Origin of the sequence: Nostoc sphaeroides (assembly GCF_003443655.1) — a bacterium.
GTDB classification, from domain to species: domain Bacteria; phylum Cyanobacteriota; class Cyanobacteriia; order Cyanobacteriales; family Nostocaceae; genus Nostoc; species Nostoc sphaeroides.
Map to the genome: position 1 here is coordinate 1,585,268 of NZ_CP031941.1, position 18,844 is coordinate 1,604,111.

Genomic DNA, 18,844 nt, shown 5'->3' on the forward strand with positions numbered 1-18,844 from the left:
TAGACTCCATAGCCAGGATACTTGCCATGACTGCATTTTCTCATTTTAAATTTTGAATTGCTTAATCGCCTTACCTCTACCTCTATTACTAAAAATCTCATGAAAACTGTTTTAATTGTCGAAGACGATCTAATTAATGCTCGTGTTTTTTCCAAAATTTTGTCCAAGCGTGGGGGATTGGGCGTGAAACACACTGAAAATGTCGAAGAAGTAATAAAAATTGCCCAATCAGGAGAAGCCGACCTGATTTTGATGGATGTTTCTCTGTCTAGAAGTGTTTACCAAGGTAAATCTGTTGATGGAATCAAAATTACACAAATGTTAAAATCTGATCCCAAAACAGCAAACTTACCCGTTATTTTGGTGACGGCACATGCTATGGAAGGCGATCGCGAAAACTTTCTCAAGCAAAGCGGCGCTGATGGTTACATTTCTAAGCCAGTTGTTGACCATCAACAGTTTGTTGACCAAATCATCGCACTTCTACCCACAGACGACCGCTAAGAATTGACGACTTATTTCAGGAATACTCGCCCGCAAAGGTTTTTGGGCGACCCGTTCCTGTCTTCATTTAGTATATATGTACTATGAAAAGGTACTGTTAGGCAAGTGGTAATGGGAGAGTTAGGAGTTAGGAGTTAGGAGTTAGGAGTTATGAGTTATGAGTTAGGAGTTAGGAGTGAGGAGTTTGGAGTGAGGAGTTAGGAGTGAGGAGTTTGGAGTTATCACGGTTTCAGTAGGGGATTTGACACTTCAGCAAGAGCTACGTGACCACCCGGACTGAAACACACCACTTGTTAGTTGTGGGGGACTCTGACTCCCAACGGACAAATTAACTGATAACTGTTGAAATATTTAACTCCTAACTCCTAACTTTTAACTCCTAACTCCTAACTTTTAACTCCTAACTCCTAACTTTTAACTCCTAACTCCTAACTCCCCACTCCTATTGAGTAGGCTGTTCTCTAGGCGCTGATGATGAGTTTTCTCGTTGCTGTAGGGCTGTTTGAATACGGGGTAATTCTAGGAATTTTTTCGTATCAGCCAGTAGGCGATCGCCCCAGAGATTTTCTTTGAGAAAATTCAAACTAGCATAGCGCTGATCGATGCGGAGTGCGGCTTCTCCGAAGCTTAATGCTTGTTCGCTATCGCCTTTAGTATACAGTGCCACTGCTAAGGCTAATAAAGGTTCTGCGGCTTGTTTATCAAGGCTTACAGCAGATTGCCATCGCTTAATCGCTTCGGTGGTATTACCCTGTTCGTAGTTGATTAAGCCAATATTGTTGATCGCCGGCCAGAATTTTTTATCGTGGGAGATTGCTTTATCGTACTGTGCGATCGCATCTGGCAATTTACCCAGCAAATAGTAAGCATTACCCAAATTAAATAACCCCTCTGGATCGTTGGGTTTTAACTTCAAACCGTCTTGGTAATTGACAACAGCTGCTTGGTAATTTTTCTGCTGAAAATTAGCTGAACCCAAAGCAAACAAAATATCACCATTTTTCGGGTTGATAGATTGCGCTGTTTTCAGGCTAGCGATCGCCCCGTCAAACTCTTTAGTTTGCAGTTGCAATCCACCTAAGAGCAACCACACTTTATCATTCTTAGGAGCCAGTTGACTAGCCAGCCGCGCTCGTGGCAAAGCTAATTCAACCTGTTGAAACTGAGCTAGTTGAGCCGCCTCTTGTGCCAAGCTCAACCCCTGCTTCTCTAACTTTGTCGCATCTAGTTGCAATGTATGGGGTATTAATGCCTGCGCGTTAGCGGCTTTTGGCATACTCCATAAACTACAGACCATTAGAAAAGAAATCAAACGAACATATTTCGGCACACTACCGCCTCTAAGCCACTAATCAAAGAATCTTTCAGCTAGCTTAAACGATCTACGCTGTTGACGGTAGCAAAATCTTACAAAGAAAGGCAGGAGGGAATGGGGATGAGGGAGCAGGGGGAGCAGGGGGAGCAGGGGAAGAAGAATTATTACTTAATGCCCAATGCCCTTCAAGAGTGCTGAGTTCCAAGTTCCGTGAGCGGATAGCTATGGTTTAGCCCGTGCTGAGTACTGAGTGGGGCAGAGGGGAGAAGAACTCTTAACTCCTAACTCCTAACTCAGCACTATTTTGCCCCACTCCCCATTAAAAAAACTTATGACTTTGGTCATACATCAGTCTGGAATTACTAATGACTTTGGTCATACATCGGTTTGGACGTTTTAAGCAATAATTAATATGTATGAATTTATACGATGAGGTAAATATTAAACACCTTGATGCCAAAACAAAAATAACTGTCTAAAGATTGCTGGATTCAAACCTCAGCAAAATATAACTTTAATACAAATAGGGAATCAATTCCATGTTGAAAGCAAACCGGATATCGATAGTCTTAGCTGCTGCTGCCCTGATCATTGTTCCTACTCTGTTGACTGCGCCTGCAAGTGCCCAGACGAAAGTCTATGTTGAATGGCACTAAGAAAAGATACAGCCCTTACCCTGACTGGTTAAGAGCCTGGAGGCTCTTAACCCATTCTCTTAGGCTCCGCCTCCAGTAGCTTGACCAGAGGCAGCAGCCCATGAGAATACATTTCCAGCCTGGAGGCTCTTAACGAGGCTAAACAAGCCTTTGGGCTTCATTCAGTCTATGTTGTTGGCGATCGCAATCAAAATTGGGATCGTGACGGCAGACGCAACTATTGTTGGTATAGGGCTACCAGGCTATATTAGCCGTGAATAACTAGCTCGGTAGCCGTTCTTTTTAGACGAAGTTATATGAAACTTGATACACCAAATACCGTAGATTCATCAGTTTTGGTTCCAGAGGTAAAGAAAAAAAAGGTCAAACGTAATTGGCTCTCTTGGCTAATTGCTCTTTGCCTTTTGGGTGGAATTGGCTATGCCGTTTATTACCAAGTAACGGTTGCTCCCCGTCAACAAGCCAGCCGCCGGGTGCTGACACAGCCTGTAGAAAGGCAGAGTTTAACAATGACAGTTTCAGCGAACGGAACGGTGAAACCTGAACGGTCAATCAACCTCAGCCCGAAAAATTCCGGCATCCTGAAAAGCCTCTTGGCGAAAGAAGGAGATATCGTCAAACAGGGACAGATTGTCGCTTACATGGATGATTCCAACCTGCGGGGACAACTCACCTCTGCTCAAGGACAAGTGGCACAAGCCGAGGCGAATCTGCAAAAGGCGATCGCAGGTAATCGTCCTCAAGATATTGGTCAATCACAGGGAGCATTAGACGAAGCCCAGGCAAATCTACAAAAGGTACAAGCAGGCAATCGCTCTCAAGATATTGCTGCTTCACAGGCACAGTTACAAAACACTCAAGCGGCTCTAAGAAAAGCACAAGATAATCTTCTCCGCAATCAACAACTTTACAATGCAGGCGGTATTTCCCTTCAGACTCTCAACCAAAGCCGTGCCGATCGCGACAGCGCCCAAGCTACTGTAAATGCAGCACAACAAGCACTAGCTCTGCAAAAAGCTGGGTCACGTCCAGAAGACATTGAGCAAGCCCGAGCTGTGGTGAAGCAAAGACAGCAAGCTTTGGCACTTCTAAAAGCCGGAACGCGCCAAGAAGATATTGACGCAGCCCGCGCCCAGGTAACATCTGCTCGCGGTTCGCTGCAAAATATCCAAGCCCAAATCAATGACACAATTATTCGCGCCCCTTTTGATGGTGTGGTGACAAAGAAGTTTGCTGATCCCGGCGCTTTCGTGACACCCACAACAGCCAGTAGTGAAGTAGCTTCTTCTTCTTCCTCTTCAATCTTGTCTCTAGCTTCAACAAATGAAGTTGTCGCAAATTTGGCAGAAACAAATATTTCCAAAATCAGCCTTGGTCAAAAAGTCTCGATTAAGGCAGATGCCTACCCAGGAAAAACCTTTGAAGGTAAAGTCAGCCAAATTGCTGCCCAAGCAATAGTAGAGCAAAACGTCACCAGTTTTGAAGTGAGAGTATCACTTTCAGACCCTCAAAGACTACTGCGATCTGGGATGAATGCGGAAGTAGATTTTCAAGTCGGTCAAGTTGAAAATGTTCTAGTAGTGCCAACGGCCTCGGTGGTGCGGCAAGAAAATGCTACAGGTGTGTTTGTGGCAGGAAAGAATAACAGACCTGTGTTTACTCCTATTGAGACTGGTGTCAGCGCGAATAACTTTACTGAAGTTAAGTCTGGATTGACAGGAGATGAAAGGGTATTGTTGAGTTTCCCACCTGGATCGCGTCCGCAATCAACACCAAGAGGAGGAGTTTTCCCTGGTCTAGGAGGAGGAGCAGGTGGCGGCGGAGGTCGTTCCGGCGGTGGCGGAGGTCGTTCCGGTGGTGGTTCCCCTTAAAGTGAGTTTTAAATCAATACGGTTTAGTTAAAAAAGGCAAGGGAGCAGGGGGATGGAACACAAAGGGGAGTAAAAAGGCTCAACTGTCGAGTAAAAAAGCTCAACTGTCGAGTAAAAAAGCTCAACTGTCGAGTAAAAAAGCTCAACTGTCGAGTAAAAAAGCTCAACTGTCGAGTAAAAAAGCTCAACTGTCGAGTAAAAAAGCTCAACTGTCGAGTAAAAAGGTTCAACTGTCGAGTAAAAAGGTTCAACTGTCGAGTAAAAAGGTTCAACTGTCGAGTAAAAAGGTTCAACTGTCGAGTAAAAAGGTTCAACTGTCGAGTAAAAAGGTTCAACTGTCGAGTAAAAAGGTTCAACTTTTTTAACGAACCGCCAAGGACGCAAAGGACGCAAAGGAAGAGAAGGAAGAAATGCTTAACTGAATTGTATTAAGTGAGTTTTAAATAAAACATTATGTTTAAGATATTTAAAAGCTTTTATAAAACTAAGAATACTCGCACAGTGCCGTTGCTGGAAATCTTGACAATGGCGGCAGAGACTCTGTGGAGTAACAAATTACGCACGGGTTTAACTATGTTGGGCGTAATTATTGGGATTTCTTCAGTTATTGCCATTACTTCTGTCGGTCAGGGAGTGCAAAAGGGGGTTGAGCAACAGATACAAGCATTGGGTACAGATGTGATCCAAATTTTGGCGGGTGCAGCAAGAAGTGGGAATGTCCGTCAGGGGGTAGGTTCTAGCAGCACCTTGACTTGGGAAGATGCAAAGGCGATCGCTACACAAGCGCCATCAGCACAGATGGTTTCTGCTTATCTTCAACGTAGCGCCCAAGTTGTATATGCAGGACAGAACACCTCAACTACCATTTATGGTACAGATTTGAATTACCCAGAAGTTAGAAATACCCACCCCGAACAAGGGAGATATTTTACTCAAGAAGAACTAGATACTACCGCACAGGTAGCTATTCTTGGCCCTACAGTTCAAAGAACACTATTTGGACAGGGTGTAAATCCGCTCGGCGAGAAAATTCGCATTCAGGGAGAGGCTTATGAAGTAATTGGGGTGATGGAACCTAAAGGTTCTCAAGGGCCGATGGATCGAGATGACCAGGTGTTCATTCCTCTAACTACAATGTCGAAAAGACTGGTTGGAAACAATGCCCTAGTAGGCGTTTCTGTAAATGGAATTTTAGTTAAAGGCGCTAATCAGGAGCAATTAGAAGCCGCTCAGTTTCAAGTCACCAATCTTTTACGGCTGCGTCACAATATTTATCCGCCACAAGCTGATGATTTTAGATTGACCAATCAAGCTGATATTGTTAGTACCTTCACTAATATTGTGGGTTTATTTACAGTAATGGTGGTAGCGATCGCTGGAATTTCGTTAGTAGTTGGTGGAATCGGTATTGCTAACATTATGCTGGTTTCCGTGGTTGAGCGGACGCGAGAAATCGGGATTCGCAAAGCCGTAGGAGCCACCAATTCGGCAATCCTTAATCAATTTTTAGCCGAAGCGATCGTGATTTCCATTGTTGGCGGATGTATTGGGATGGTCACTGGTGTTGTATTAGCCTTTGTAGCTGCAAACACTTTCAAATTTCCCTTTGTAATTTCTTTATTGTCAATCATTGCTGGCTTTGGACTCTCATTAAGTGTTGGCTTAGTCGCTGGCGTAATTCCAGCACGAAATGCATCTAAATTAGATCCAATTACTGCTTTACGTAGTGATTAAATAATTCAAAAAAAGAAAATTTAAAAATTAAAAGCTTCTCTTAAAACAGGTGAATAGTTATGCAACTTGAACTAGACCATATCTTTGTCTGTGTTGAACCAGAAGCAGTTGTAGCAGATTTGCTAACTGATTTCGGACTCACAGAAGGTAGTCGTAGAATTCATCGAGGCCAAGGAACTGCAAACGTTTGCTTTTCATTTGAGAATGCTTATCTTGAGTTACTTTGGCTTTTTGACACTAACGAAATCCAATCTCCTGTTGTTCGCGCTACAGGTTTGTGGGAACGTTGCCGTTGGCAAGAAACGCAGGCTTGCCCTTTTGGCATTTCATTCCGGCTAACAGCATCAGATTTACGAGAAATGCCATTTTCTACTTGGGATTACTATGCAACATATCTGCCGCCAAGAGCTTCTATTCCGATCGCAACCAATAGTGACAATTTATCAGAACCATTGATTTTCATTTCACCCACAACTCGAAAACCCACAAATTATCCTTTAGAACGGCGACCTTCTTTAGTTCATAAAGTTGGATTCAAAGAAATTACAGCATTAAAAATTACCTTACCCGGTGTTCAAAACTTTTCTGCTGAGGTGAAAACGCTCATTGAGCTTGGATTAGTGCAATTTTCACATGGCAATTTTTACCAACTAGAAATAGAGTTTGATAATGCTAAGTCAGGTAATTCACAAGACTTTGGCTTACAACTCCCTATTTTAATTAAATGGTGATTATGGAATTTGATTACAGCGAATATATTCTATCTGCTGAAAATTTTACATGCTAACATTGCAGATTATTTGCAAATAATCTGGGTACGAAATTCTAATTATTCGCAGGTTATACAATCAATATAGTTTTTTGAAAATTAACAATCAATAACTAACAATTTATTAAACTAAAATCAATATGCCAACAATGATCTGGATGGAATCTATTACTAAAACTTACCACTTGGGAGAAGTTAGTGTTCCAATACTCAAGGGAATTGAACTCTCTATTGAAGAAGGGGAATATGTCTCGATTATGGGTGCGTCAGGTTCGGGTAAATCCACACTCATGAATATTTTGGGATGTCTGGATCGTCCGACAACTGGAGACTATATTTTTGAAGGCAGGAATCTGACAACTTTTGATGATGATGAATTAGCCTATATTCGTAACCAAAGGATTGGTTTTGTCTTCCAACAATTTAACCTATTGGCGCGGGCGACAGCGCTGGAAAATGTTATGCTACCAATGGTTTACGCTAACTTACCTAAGCCAAAACGCCGGGAAAGGGCGTTAGAAGCTTTGGTAAAGGTGGGACTAGAGGGACGCATATCTAACCGTCCTAGTCAACTATCTGGGGGACAACAACAACGGGTAGCGATCGCTCGTGCTTTGGTCAACCGACCTGCATTAGTTTTGGCAGATGAGCCAACAGGAGCTTTAGATACTGAAACTTCTCATGAGGTGATGAGTTTACTGACAGAACTTAATGACCAAGGGATCACAATTGTGATTGTCACTCATGAACCAGATATCGCTGCTCAAACCAAAAGGATTATTCGAGTTCAGGATGGCTTGATTGTAGGGTAATTTGTTAATATCAGTTTTTTGAGCGGGAATTTAAAATTTATATTTCCGTAGGTAAATCAGGATGAAAAGTTTTGATTGTATTCTCAAATAAACCCAATTTAATGACTACATCTATCTATTTATGAATTTCAGTTTATTCTTCGTTCATTTTACCTGGGTTACCCTAGCATTCGCTATTCTTTTTCCAAATGCAGCAAGTGCAGCAACTCCCCCAAAGCCGCAGAATACCTCAAGCTCTGTAAAGGTTCCCGATTACCTCAACCCCAGTCCCAATCCTCTGCAATTTCCTACTAAACCGCAGGAAGTAAGGATTCAGCAAACTGTGCCAATCAGTCTGGCACAAGCTTTGGAACTAGCACAACGCAACAATCGAGATTTACAGGTAGCCATATTACAGCTAGAACGCAGTCGTTCGGAGCTACGCGAGTCTCAAGCTGCCTTGTTTCCAACTCTGGGTATTAACAGTAATGTAACTAATAGTGGTAATGGTTTTACTAGCAATTCATCTCAAGCCAGCACCTCTTTTAATGGTTCAGCAGAACTGAATTACGACGTTTATACCGGAGGTAATCGAGAAGCGACAATCCAAGCAGCCCAAGAACAACTACGCGTGAATGAATTGAATGTTGAAAGTCAGGCTTTGACAATTAGGTTGAATGCTACGACTCAATACTACAATTTGCAACAAGCAGATGAACAAGTAAGAATTAATCGATCTGCTGTGGAAAATGCCCAGGCTAGTTTGCGGGATACTCAAGCCAGAGAACAGGCTGGAGTGGGTACGCGGTTTGATGTGCTGCAAGCTCAGGTAAATTTAGCAAACTCTCAACAAGAACTGACTAATGCTATCTCGCAGCAGCAAATTGCCCGTCGTCAACTTGCCACGTTGTTAAGTTTGTCAGAGTCAGCTGATATTAGTGCCGCAGATCCTGTACAAATAGCCGGTCTTTGGCCACAGACGGTAGAACAAAGTATTGTGCAAGCGTTTCAAAATCGCCCAGAATTGCAACAGCAATTAGCACAACGTAATATTTCCGAGCAACGGCGACGACAGGCACTTTCACAGCTAGGGCCGCAAATTAGTTTGGCAGGCAACTACAATCTGTTAGATCGGTATAATGATGGTGTCAGCATTACTGATGGCTATTCATTGGGACTTAATGGAAATCTCACTTTGTTTGATGCCGGAGCCGCAAGAGCAAGAGCGGATCAGTCAAGAGCTAATATTGCGATCGCAGAGACTCAATTTGCTAGCCAGCGCGACCTAATTCGCTTTGATGTAGAACAGTACTATTCTCAATTGCAATCCAATTTAAATAATGTGCAGACTTCTAGTGTGGCTTTAAATCAAGCTAGGGAAGCTCTGAATTTAGCAAGGCTGAGGTTCCAAGCTGGTGTGGGCACTCAAACAGAGGTGATTTCTGCTGAAAATGACCTGACAAGAGCAGAAGGTAATCGAGTCGCAGCTATTTTGGATTACAATCGCGCTCTAGCTAATTTGCAAAGATCGGTCACTTTCAGGGGTTCGCGCTAAGGTAAAACTTATTTTCGAGCGCGAACAAAGAACTTTGTAGTGTCTTCCCAAATACCTTGATCGGTTGCTAGTTTCTCAATTTCTGCTTTGTACTCAACTTGCAACTGATTTAATTGTTCTTGTGATAATTTTGACAACAGGGAATTACCTTTAAAATTTATATTAATTGCTATCTCAGATAATTCTTTATCCCTTAGAGGGCGATAACGTCCCGATGGCTCAATCTTAATTTCGATATCTCTAAAACCTGCCTGAATGAGCAAATTACGACATTTTTCTGGAGTCCCAAGTGGTTCAAGGATATGTAACAATGATACACCCAAAACTCTAGCGCAGACACTCTGCTGAAGAGATGCCATATAAGCAGTTTCGGGAGGACAGGTAAATGCCACAAACCCTCCTGTTTTCAAGAAGCGATACCACTTTTGTAAAATAGTGAGGATATCAGGAAAAAGTACAATTGCCTCACAGCAAAAGACAACATCAAAACTACTATCACTAAAGTTTAAATATTCTGCATCTGCCTCAATTAACTCGATATTTTGTAATTTTGCTGCTGCAATTTTAAGTCTTGCTTGATGCAACATTCCAGGGGTCATGTCAATCCCAATGACATAGCCCTGTGAACCAACTTTTTCAGCTGCGGGTATCGCCAGTAAACCTGTTCCAGTCGCTACATCAAGGATTTTCTGTCCCGAATGTAGTGGAACAAATTCAAGTAAAATTTTGGCTTCTAGAGGATGGCGAGTACCTTCCTCATGGTCGTAAGTCGTTCTACTGCCATAGAATTCTTTTAGTTGCTGCTTATAGCTATCTAGATCGGTCATAACCAAATGTTAAATTTTCTACATTTTATAGTAACTCTTGTTGTGATATTAAGTTCCTTGCTGCTGAATCCAACCCTGATAGCACAAGCCGCGACTTCATCCAGCACTGTTTACGAACAACGGATAATCCACAGTCCAGATGGTATTGGCAAATATTACATGGGGCGCGAAATTGCCAAAGTTATGGGATACACTGGCGCTGGCTGGCTAGAACGTCCCAGCCGAGAGGGAGAGGAACAGCCAACTAAAATAGTTAACGTCCTCAACCTGAAACCTAATGATGTAGTGGCGGACATTGGCGCTGGTACAGGTTACTTAAGCTTTCGCATCGCGCCTTTATTAACAGCAGGGAAAGTGTTGGCTGTAGATGTTCAGCCTGAAATGTTGGAAATTATTGAGTTATTCAAAAAAGAGAAAAATATCACCAATATTGAGCCTATTTTGTCAACCCTTACTGACCCCAACTTACCATCTGAAAGTATCGATTTGGCGTTGATGGTAGATGCTTATCATGAACTAGAGTATCCCCAAGAAGTAATGCAAAGAATTGTGAAAGCACTTAAACCAGGTGGCCGGGTGGTGCTGGTTGAGTACCGGGGTGAAAATCCCTTTATTATGATTAAAGGTCTGCACAAGATGACTCAAAAGCAAGTCCGCAAAGAAATGCAAGCTGTTGGTTTGGTTTGGCGGGAAACTAAAAACTTGTTACCTCAACAGCATTTAATGGTATTTGAAAAACCTGATTTTAGCGCTTCTAGTTTACTCAAAAAAAATATGTACCAAGCCATAATAAAGTAAGACTCCTTGCCAGAGCAGAAAATCATGGTCAACCTATCACTCAAGCAACGAATTCCTCATTTAGAAAATGGCGATCGCCTCACTCGTTACGAATTTGAGCGCCGCTATCAAGCAATGCCCCGTCATCAAAAAGCAGAATTAATTGAAGGAGTTGTATACTTGGCATCCCCATTACGCTTTGAAAGTCATGCTGAACCACATGGCCATCTAATAGGTTGGTTGTGGACTTACCAAATTGCCACTCCTGGTGTGAGATTGGGAATTGAGCCAACAGTCCGCTTAGATCGAGACAATGAACCGCAACCAGATGGAGTACTATTAATCACACCAGCAGCTAACGGACAATCTCGTTTCAGCAATGATGATTATATAGAAGGTGTGCCAGAACTCGTAATAGAGATAGCAGCTAGCAGTGTTGCTATTGATTTACATGACAAGAAAAAAGTCTATGGTCGTAATGGCGTAAAAGAATACATTGTTTGGCAAATATTTGAAAACAAATTAGATTGGTTTAACCTACAACAAGGAGAATATGTCTCTTTAGAAGTAGAGGCAGATGGAATTATCAAAAGTCAAGTATTTCCTGGTTTGTGGTTATCAATGTCAAATTTGCTTGCTGGCAATATGCAGCAAGTATTGGCTGTGTTGCAGTTGGGATTAAATTCGCCAGAACATCAAATATTTGTGCAGCAGTTGTCTACAGAAGGAAGTTCGTAATTAATTGCACCATTAATTACAAATTACGAATTACGTTAGCGAAGCGGTAGCGAGTCATCGAGCGTCATTACGAATTACGAATTATCAGACTGGCGCTTTTGGTTACACTATCCCAAACAATCCAGTTAAAAGAATTATCTAAATCATCGGGGCTATTTGAAACTTTGAAATATAGCTTTTCTTCGCCTTTTCTTTCAATAGCAAAGTCGGCATTTTGAGCATAAACAACTATAAAACCTTTGTCTCGCAAGCAATACATCGCCCAGGCTTTCAATGATTGCTTGTATGGTTCGTGTGGAATTGGCGGTTTTGCGATTGTGTCTTCAATTACTTTAAATATTTGGGTGAGTTTCGCGGTCATAGTAGATTAACTAGTGTTTTTTCCAGAATTTTTCCTACTTTTGGCACATAAGAATCAATTATTATTATCCCCAAATTTTTTTCATATTGAGTACAAAACTAGGTAAAAAAGTTTCTCCAGAAAGTGTTTGAGGTGATTTTAAAATTTCCACATCTTGTCCTAGACGATAAATTTCAACTTCCTGTTTTTTTCGATTTATCAGCCAACCCAAACGACATCCATTTGACATATACTCATGCATTTTTCCTTGAACTTTTTTTAAAGTGTCAGATGGTGACATTATTTCAATTGTAAAGTCAGGACATAAAGGAATAAATTTTTCTCTTTGTTCTTTAGTCAAATTATCCCAACGAGATTTTTCAACCCAAGAAACATCAGGAGAACGGTCAGCCCCTGAAGGTAAAGTAAATCCAGTGGAAGAATCAAAAACTTCGCCTAGCTGCTTTTGTTCATTCCATGATGCCAATTGCAGAATTAAATTAACGTTACTTCTTCCAGTTTCTCCTCCCGTTGGTGGCATTATGACTAATTCTCCTTGAGAATTGCGTTCTAATTGTAAATCGGGGTTTTCTTCACACAACTGATAAAACTGCTCTCTTGTCAGTTTAAGAATCGAATTAAGGTTTAATGTCAGTGCTGTCATAGAAATATTTCCCGTTTTTTGCTGACAAATAATTATTTAATGCACATCTGGATCGCAACGAATTTCAATCATAAAGCCATCTGGATCGTAAAAATACACTCCTCTACCAGTAGGACGAGTGACTGGGCCATGTGCGATCGCTATTTTATTTTCTCTGATCACTGTCACCGCGCGATCGAATAACTGCGGATCGATATCAAAAGCCAGATGGTAGGCTCTGGTGAAGGTCTTTTCGGGATCAGGATTTGGTGGTGATAATTCTGGTTCGCCAAATAAATCGAGAATTGTACCATCTGGGGTGATGAAGTTGGCTACTTTCCCAGATGCGACAAGTTCTATCAGGGTTGCGGGTACTTCGTCGCCTGTGAGTTCATGCAAACCCAGAATTGTGCCATAAAAATAGCGCGAAGCTTGCATATCCTGGACGTTGAGAGCAATGTGATGCACTTTACGCAGATTTCCTGGCGCAAGGACACTGTTCACGGATTGGGTGCTAGATAGCATAATCAACAAAATCTCAATACTTAGATAGAAGTTGAACTTTTTTTTAAAGTTTACTATTCATAATAAAAATCTATCATGGCTTTTGATTATTCTTTAGATTTTAAAAATATTGATTTTCGCCAACATCCTGAACTCTATCGCGTTGGTAAGGGTGAGCAGGGTGTACTTTTGGTTGAGCCATACAAATCAGAAATCCTTCCCTACTGGCGGTTCAAAACTCCTGATATTGCTAGAGAGTCGAGTGAAAAAATCTACGAGATGTTTCTTGATTATTTAGATAAAGATGATTTTGTCGGCGCAGATATGGCACGAAAGTTTATCCAAATGGGTTATACTCGCTCTCGCCGTTATGCTAATCATAAAAGTGGTAGGAAGTATAAACAAAATTCGGAAGATCCAGATTCTAAAAAAGAAATTCTTCCTTATGAAGTAGACCCAGTTAAAGCAGAATCAGCAGCAATATTTAAAGCCAAGTGGGTAGAAGCAAAGACAAATGAGAAATATCAAAAGCTTTTAGCCAAACATAAGCAGATGTATGAAGTAGGTTAGTGACCTTGGAAGGTGCGTTAAGAACTTAAAGCACCTTCCAAGATGTTTTTACTGCCTTATGCTGTCGCTAACACACTCTACTAAACAGCCGATGAGTCTTTGATACTCGTGAACGAGTCTTTGATACTCGGCGATGAGTCTTTGATACTCGTGAACGAGTCTTTTATACTCGGCGATGAGTCTTTGATACTCGTGAACGAGTCTTTTATACTCGCCGACGAGTCTTTGATACTCGTGAACGAGTCTTTGATACTCGGCGATGAGTCTTTGATACTCGTGAACGAGTCTTTGATACTCGGCGATGAGTCTTTGATACTCGTGAACGAGTCTTTGATACTCGCCGACGAGTCTTTTTGGACTTCCAAAAAATAAATAAGCGATCGCACCAATTCCTCAAGCCTTAATGGTTATCGGCGATATTCGTCGCCACAGTCGCCGATAAGCTGGTACAAATCGCGTGATTGGCGAGATACTGCATTGATGCGATCGCGATCGTCAGCATCTAAACTAAAACTAAATACTTTGGCGTTATCTTCTATATGTTCAGATACACCAAGTTTTGCACCAACTATCACACCGCCCACAGTTGGTTGATCTAAAATGTAACGCACTGCTATGTTAGAAATGCTTACCCCATGCTTATTAGCAATTTCTTTTAAGATAGCTAGCAACTCTTGAAATAATCGCCAACCACCCCAAGCATCGATCATATTTTTATATTTTTTCAAACTAGCAGTGGATAGATCAAATCCTCGCGGTTCCGGTTTCCCCAAATAGTTTTCTGATAACAAACCGCCGCACAGTGTACCGTAAGTAAAAAGCTTTATGTCATGCTGTTGACAAAACTCCACCATGTTAACTTCGGGACGGCGGTCAACAAGGGAAAATTGCACTTGGTTAGAAACGATTTTGATCCCTGCTTCGGTAATCAGCTTTAAGTTTTCCGTGTCAAAATTAGTTAAACCTAAATGCTTAATTTTACCCTCAGTCTGAAGTTCTGCCATATATTTGAGGGCATCCAGGTAATTTTTATCCTGATATTCCCACCAGTGGAATTGCATCAAATCTAACGATTGCACATTCATCCTTCTCAGGGAGATATCAATATTTTCTTCGACGAGTTTTTTCGTCATTTTGCCAGGACGAGGCACCCATTTGGTAAAAGCTTGCACCTGAGATAAAGCATCTTTCCCACGAGTGTCAATTAGTTGACAGCGAAACTCACCAATAAAGTCTTCTGCGGGGCCATAGTGGTCTGCTAAATCCCAAGTGGTAAAGCCTGCATCTACATATTTGAACATAGCCTCAATGGCGGCTTGGGGATTAATGCGTCCGTGTCCGCCGGAGACTTGCCACATCCCATTTAATATGCGGCAAATGTTTAAATCAGGAGTGAATTGGAGACGGCTAGCTGTGGGTAAGTTCATTTTCAAGTTTAGGAGGAGTAAAAAGTTAGGAGTGAGGAGTGAGGGGTTAGGAGTTAGGAGTTAGAAGTGAGGAGTTAAGAGTGAGTTCGGAAGCATCTTATTACAACATTCTTACCCTTTATGCCTTCTTAAGAACCATTTATAACAGCGATAATCAATAACTCTTAAATTTTAACTCCTAACTCCTAACTTTTCACTCCTAACCCTTCGGCAGGCTCAGGGCATCGCTCCCAACTTTCTAACGCCAGTCTTTTTCAGCTTGTTCGAGAACGTAAGCAGCAACATCTTTAATTTGCTGTTCACTGAGGCGTTCTTTGTAGGCTGACATATTATTTTTACCATTGGTAACTATAGATGTAACTGCCTCTATTGAATCCATGCCATACTTTTTCAGCGCTTGCTTTTTGAGATTTTTACCTCGCCTAATGATGTTGCTACCGTTGATATGACAACCAGCACAATGAACACTAAATATTTGTTCACCGTTAACCGTGTCTGCTGCACTAGCAGGTATAAAAGTGCTTATCGATAACAAAAATGTTACTAATACTAATGTGACTAGTTTTTTCAATTAACTTCTCCTGATTTTGACATAGGGTTGTAGGGATTAGTGTCAGAACCAATACTATAAGGATTCAAAGTCAGTTGTAAATCCAGCAAAATTTGCACAATCATCTTGAAAGGCTTCGGCATCGCTAACTTCTTCAATTTTGTAAGACATGATGCGCGTCCCATCTGGCATTTTTTTGGAACCAATCAATTCCCCTTTGTATTTTTCTGCGATCGCTTTAAATTCGCTACCATAGAGCTTCCAGGCATCGGCTGAACAAGTAATATTTACTCGCCACATATTTGCATCTCAATTATTACCAACAATTAATCATCTCACGAATGGGCAACATGCTACACATCACGTCTTTCGGGTTATTATTTTCTATCTAAAGGAAGTGCCAAGCCTTCTTAGACTACGCCATAATGTGGGTATGGGAACATGTCTAGAAAATTTTATCCAAAATAGTTAAACCCCAAGAGTTGAAAATGCCTAACAATATCAAACAACAAATTCAAGCAGACCTGCAACAAGCTAAAGAAACTGGACAATTAAGAACTGAACGGATTCGAGAAATTGTAAAATCCGCAGTTTCTCAAGTAGCTTCTGAGTTTAAACAAGGTTCTAGTGAAGTTCGTAGCATTGTGAGAGATGCTGTTTCTGCTGTAATTGACAACTTCCAAGAAAAAGGTGGCGAACTCAAAGATGAAGTGACAGCTTCCATTGAAGGAGCGCTGGAAGGAATTAATAGCCAAAGACACCAAAACATTGTTAGAACTCAGACAGATATCAAGCGGCTACAGGCTCAACTTGATGGTGAAGAAGAACAACTCCAGCAAGAGGTTGATGTAATTTTGGCAGAAATTGAGGAGACGGGTAAGGAAAAACCTGCTAGTACCAAAACTGCCATTGATTCTGCTGTCAATGCTATTAAAGATAGTGATGAAGTCGGATTGTTAAAGAAACGTTACGCCCAACTGCAAGCACAGCTAGCCATTGTTCGAGCTAATATGGCTGCACGCTATGGCGGACGTAATATGGAAGTTCAAGATTATCTAGACGAGGCTAAACACTGGTATGATAAAGCTCGTCCTCAAGCCGAATCTATGGCTGTGCAGGTAGAAGAGAAGCGATCGCAGCTTGAAGATAAACTGGGTGAAGCTGGTACATCTTTAGCGAGAAAAGAGCGCCAAATCAAACAAACATTGAGAGAGTTACTCTTAACGGCGGCTGACTTATTCAAAGATAAGGAACCTGCTAATAAAGAGCGCGAGACTATTCATAAATAGACTGGACTGCTTTTTCACAAAAACTCTGATACATGTAGGGGCACGGCAATGCCGTGCCCCTACCAACGTATTTGTATAATTATTAAATACTCAGCTTTCTTAGGGTGCGTTAGGACGTGTTTTCAAACTACTCGTTTACCCTTTTAACTTCTTTCTTTCTTTGCGGACTTTGCGGACTTTGCGGTTCGTTTTTATTTCTTGTACTTAATAGCGTTTCCCGGCAAGCGTGACGTACACTCGTAGGGGCACGGCAATGCCGTGCCCCTACACCTTGCGATATAATTTTGTACCTCATTTGAATGGGAACCGCTATAAATATGGTTTAGCGCATCTTCATACAGAATTGGTATGAGGTACAACTTTGACCTCTCTTCTAAAAGGAGAGAGGCTTTGAATTTTTCTTCCTTCCCGCGACGAGTTGGGGGTTAGATCTTATAACTCAATACGGTTCAGTTAAGCGCTATTTCTACTAAATCGCCGTCTCTATAAGACGCGATAAATCGCCGTCTCTACAAGTGTTTTGGTCTTATCTGAACTGTATTGTCTTATAACTTCTAATTCTGGTAGAAACTAAAATGGTGCGTTACGACGCCTAAAGCCATAACGCACCCCACTCAAGATTCCCTAAAATTCATCTTGCGTATTAGTAAATATTGCCTTCTCTATTCAGTTGTTCATCATGCTTGGCAATAACCCAAATTGCATGAATACTACCGGGTAGCCAACCTAGAACTGTGAGCAAGATGTTAATAAACAGGGTTGGGCCAACTCCAACTGTCAGGAAAACGCCTAAAGGAGGCACTAACAAACCTAGAAGAAAACGAACTAATTTCATGATTTTACCGTATTTTTTGTGATTTTCTTTAACTACATTCTGCTCAAGATACCGAATTAGGAAATCCACCTTCGGATATTTATTTGGAGTAGAAACGTAGTAATAAAATTCGTATTTCTACTCCTTCTAATACCTATCTAGAAGGTAATTCACCTTGTGTTTTTACATCACCACTGCCGGTTAACAGGTTTCTTTCAACAAAGTAGTTGTTAATGAAGGTGTTAGCAAAAGTTAGGATCACTGGCCCAAGAAGGAAACCAATAATTCCGCGAACTGCGAACCCAGGAACTAGCACTGCTGCTAACCAGAAACACAAACCGTTGACGACGAGCGAAAATGCTCCAAATGATAGAAAGTTAAGTGGTAGAGAAAGAGCAGACAAGACTGGTTTAACTGAACCGTTAATTAAACCAATTACTAAAGCAGCAATCATAGCTGCGGGAAAGTTAGCAATATTAACGCCTGGAACAACTAAATCGACAATCAACAGGCTCAAAGCTGTAGCTAGGGCGGTTAATAATGGTGTTAACATTTTTCTTACCTAATCACTAGAGATTTTTTGTAACTTCTTATTTCATCTTCAACTATGTGCAGGGTTTTAACCTCTCTTGCAAGATAGAATTTGGTTCTATCGTTAGGCCGATCATAAAAATATAGCGATTCCAATACTGCGTAGGTTTTACTTCAAAAAGCACTCCGAGTAGGTTGGGTTGAGGAACGAAACCCAACATTTTCACGCTTTGTCGGGTTTCACTACCTTGAACCCAACCTACAAATCTTCTTAACCGATTAATATTGCGATCGCTTAGATTTTCCCGACTCAGGCTTATAATAAAGGGCTGATTTATACAAGACTTGTTCTTGATGGGTTTCTAAAGTGCAATCAGATAAGGGGTAAGTTACACAAGTCACAACATAACCAGCCTGTATTTCACTTGGGCGTAGAAATTTTTGCTCGCTTTGATCGACTTCACCACTAATAAGTTTAGCAATACACGCAGAACATTCGCCTTGTTTGCACCCAGATGGTAGGCGGATACCAGCTTCTTCCGCCATATCCAGAATATATTGATCGTCTGGTACTGGAATAGTCCGATCTAATCCAAGTGTAGGATTGATGAATTGAACTTGATAAACTGCCATCTGCTG

Annotated in this window: 22 protein-coding genes; 11 read left to right on the forward strand and 11 right to left on the reverse strand. The window is 41.4% G+C overall.

Features of this window, described 5'->3' with window-relative positions:
* Positions 1-99 precede the first annotated feature (99 nt).
* A complete protein-coding gene (locus tag D1367_RS07315) occupies positions 100-504 on the forward strand; it encodes a response regulator (protein ID WP_118165237.1) in 405 nt (134 codons plus the stop codon).
* Positions 505-946: 442 nt separating this feature from the next.
* On the opposite strand, the gene D1367_RS07320 is transcribed toward D1367_RS07315, so the two are convergent.
* Positions 947-1,834 carry a tetratricopeptide repeat protein gene (locus tag D1367_RS07320; RefSeq protein ID WP_118165239.1) on the reverse strand — a complete coding sequence of 296 codons (888 nt, stop codon included), beginning with the start codon at positions 1,832-1,834 and terminating at the stop codon, positions 947-949.
* 937 nt (positions 1,835-2,771) lie between these two features.
* Here D1367_RS07320 and D1367_RS07325 point away from each other — a divergent pair.
* The 5 genes from D1367_RS07325 to D1367_RS07345 all read left to right on the forward strand — a co-directional run bounded on the left by D1367_RS07325 (position 2,772) and on the right by D1367_RS07345 (position 9,195).
* Positions 2,772-4,346 carry an efflux RND transporter periplasmic adaptor subunit gene (locus tag D1367_RS07325; protein ID WP_118165242.1) on the forward strand — a complete coding sequence of 525 codons (1,575 nt, stop codon included), beginning with the start codon at positions 2,772-2,774 and terminating at the stop codon, positions 4,344-4,346.
* 453 nt (positions 4,347-4,799) lie between these two features.
* A complete protein-coding gene (locus D1367_RS07330; RefSeq protein WP_267255543.1) occupies positions 4,800-6,080 on the forward strand; it encodes an ABC transporter permease in 1,281 nt (426 codons plus the stop codon).
* Between the two features lie 59 nt (positions 6,081-6,139).
* Positions 6,140-6,811 carry a VOC family protein gene (locus tag D1367_RS07335; protein WP_118165245.1) on the forward strand — a complete coding sequence of 224 codons (672 nt, stop codon included), beginning with the start codon at positions 6,140-6,142 and terminating at the stop codon, positions 6,809-6,811.
* A 178-nt stretch (positions 6,812-6,989) separates the two neighbouring features.
* Positions 6,990-7,661, forward strand: a complete 672-nt coding sequence (locus tag D1367_RS07340) for an ABC transporter ATP-binding protein (protein WP_118165247.1) — start codon at positions 6,990-6,992, stop codon at positions 7,659-7,661.
* A gap of 121 nt (positions 7,662-7,782) precedes the next feature.
* The gene (locus D1367_RS07345; protein ID WP_118165250.1) at positions 7,783-9,195 is read left to right on the forward strand and encodes a TolC family protein; all 1,413 of its coding nucleotides are present in this window, start codon (positions 7,783-7,785) and stop codon (positions 9,193-9,195) included.
* An 8-nt stretch (positions 9,196-9,203) separates the two neighbouring features.
* Here the strand turns inward: D1367_RS07345 and D1367_RS07350 are convergent, their stop codons facing one another.
* The gene (locus D1367_RS07350; RefSeq protein WP_181985095.1) at positions 9,204-10,022 is read right to left on the reverse strand and encodes a class I SAM-dependent methyltransferase; all 819 of its coding nucleotides are present in this window, start codon (positions 10,020-10,022) and stop codon (positions 9,204-9,206) included.
* Positions 10,023-10,028: 6 nt separating this feature from the next.
* Between D1367_RS07350 and D1367_RS07355 the strand changes: the two genes are divergently transcribed.
* Positions 10,029-10,820, forward strand: coding sequence for a class I SAM-dependent methyltransferase (locus tag D1367_RS07355; protein WP_118165252.1), 792 nt, complete (start codon positions 10,029-10,031; stop codon positions 10,818-10,820).
* A gap of 24 nt (positions 10,821-10,844) precedes the next feature.
* The gene (locus D1367_RS07360; RefSeq protein WP_118165254.1) at positions 10,845-11,537 is read left to right on the forward strand and encodes a Uma2 family endonuclease; all 693 of its coding nucleotides are present in this window, start codon (positions 10,845-10,847) and stop codon (positions 11,535-11,537) included.
* 67 nt (positions 11,538-11,604) lie between these two features.
* Here D1367_RS07360 and D1367_RS07365 read toward each other — a convergent pair whose 3' ends face one another.
* The 3 genes from D1367_RS07365 to D1367_RS07375 form a co-directional block, all read right to left on the reverse strand.
* A complete protein-coding gene (locus tag D1367_RS07365; RefSeq protein ID WP_118165256.1) occupies positions 11,605-11,898 on the reverse strand; it encodes a hypothetical protein in 294 nt (97 codons plus the stop codon).
* Between the two features lie 64 nt (positions 11,899-11,962).
* Complete coding sequence (locus D1367_RS07370) at positions 11,963-12,541, reverse strand: Uma2 family endonuclease (protein WP_118165259.1); 579 nt, start codon at positions 12,539-12,541, stop codon at positions 11,963-11,965.
* A gap of 36 nt (positions 12,542-12,577) precedes the next feature.
* A complete protein-coding gene (locus D1367_RS07375) occupies positions 12,578-13,045 on the reverse strand; it encodes a VOC family protein (RefSeq protein ID WP_118165261.1) in 468 nt (155 codons plus the stop codon).
* A gap of 75 nt (positions 13,046-13,120) precedes the next feature.
* Between D1367_RS07375 and D1367_RS07380 the strand changes: the two genes are divergently transcribed.
* Both D1367_RS07380 and D1367_RS07385 read left to right on the forward strand, forming a co-directional pair.
* Positions 13,121-13,594 carry a DUF4385 domain-containing protein gene (locus D1367_RS07380; protein ID WP_118165263.1) on the forward strand — a complete coding sequence of 158 codons (474 nt, stop codon included), beginning with the start codon at positions 13,121-13,123 and terminating at the stop codon, positions 13,592-13,594.
* A gap of 108 nt (positions 13,595-13,702) precedes the next feature.
* Positions 13,703-13,966 (forward strand): hypothetical protein, encoded by a 264-nt coding sequence (locus D1367_RS07385; RefSeq protein WP_244944988.1) that lies wholly within the window; start codon positions 13,703-13,705, stop codon positions 13,964-13,966.
* Between the two features lie 35 nt (positions 13,967-14,001).
* On the opposite strand, the gene D1367_RS07390 is transcribed toward D1367_RS07385, so the two are convergent.
* The 3 genes from D1367_RS07390 to D1367_RS07400 form a co-directional block, all read right to left on the reverse strand.
* Positions 14,002-15,021, reverse strand: a complete 1,020-nt coding sequence (locus D1367_RS07390) for an aldo/keto reductase (protein WP_118165268.1) — start codon at positions 15,019-15,021, stop codon at positions 14,002-14,004.
* A gap of 238 nt (positions 15,022-15,259) precedes the next feature.
* Positions 15,260-15,592 (reverse strand): cytochrome c6 PetJ, encoded by a 333-nt coding sequence (petJ, locus tag D1367_RS07395; protein WP_118165271.1) that lies wholly within the window; start codon positions 15,590-15,592, stop codon positions 15,260-15,262.
* A gap of 54 nt (positions 15,593-15,646) precedes the next feature.
* Positions 15,647-15,871 (reverse strand): hypothetical protein, encoded by a 225-nt coding sequence (locus D1367_RS07400; protein WP_118165274.1) that lies wholly within the window; start codon positions 15,869-15,871, stop codon positions 15,647-15,649.
* 188 nt (positions 15,872-16,059) lie between these two features.
* Between D1367_RS07400 and D1367_RS07405 the strand changes: the two genes are divergently transcribed.
* The gene (locus D1367_RS07405; RefSeq protein ID WP_118165277.1) at positions 16,060-16,860 is read left to right on the forward strand and encodes a histidine kinase; all 801 of its coding nucleotides are present in this window, start codon (positions 16,060-16,062) and stop codon (positions 16,858-16,860) included.
* 643 nt (positions 16,861-17,503) lie between these two features.
* Here D1367_RS07405 and D1367_RS07410 read toward each other — a convergent pair.
* The 3 genes from D1367_RS07410 to D1367_RS07420 all read right to left on the reverse strand — a co-directional run bounded on the left by D1367_RS07410 (position 17,504) and on the right by D1367_RS07420 (position 18,838).
* A complete protein-coding gene (locus D1367_RS07410) occupies positions 17,504-17,695 on the reverse strand; it encodes a YqaE/Pmp3 family membrane protein (RefSeq protein ID WP_094353212.1) in 192 nt (63 codons plus the stop codon).
* Between the two features lie 133 nt (positions 17,696-17,828).
* Positions 17,829-18,227: a phage holin family protein gene (locus D1367_RS07415; RefSeq protein WP_118165279.1), complete on the reverse strand. Its 399-nt coding sequence runs from the start codon at positions 18,225-18,227 to the stop codon at positions 17,829-17,831.
* A 257-nt stretch (positions 18,228-18,484) separates the two neighbouring features.
* Entirely contained in the window at positions 18,485-18,838 is a 354-nt protein-coding gene (locus D1367_RS07420; protein ID WP_118165281.1) for a 2Fe-2S iron-sulfur cluster-binding protein, read from the reverse strand.
* Between the last annotated feature and the right edge of the window lie 6 nt (positions 18,839-18,844).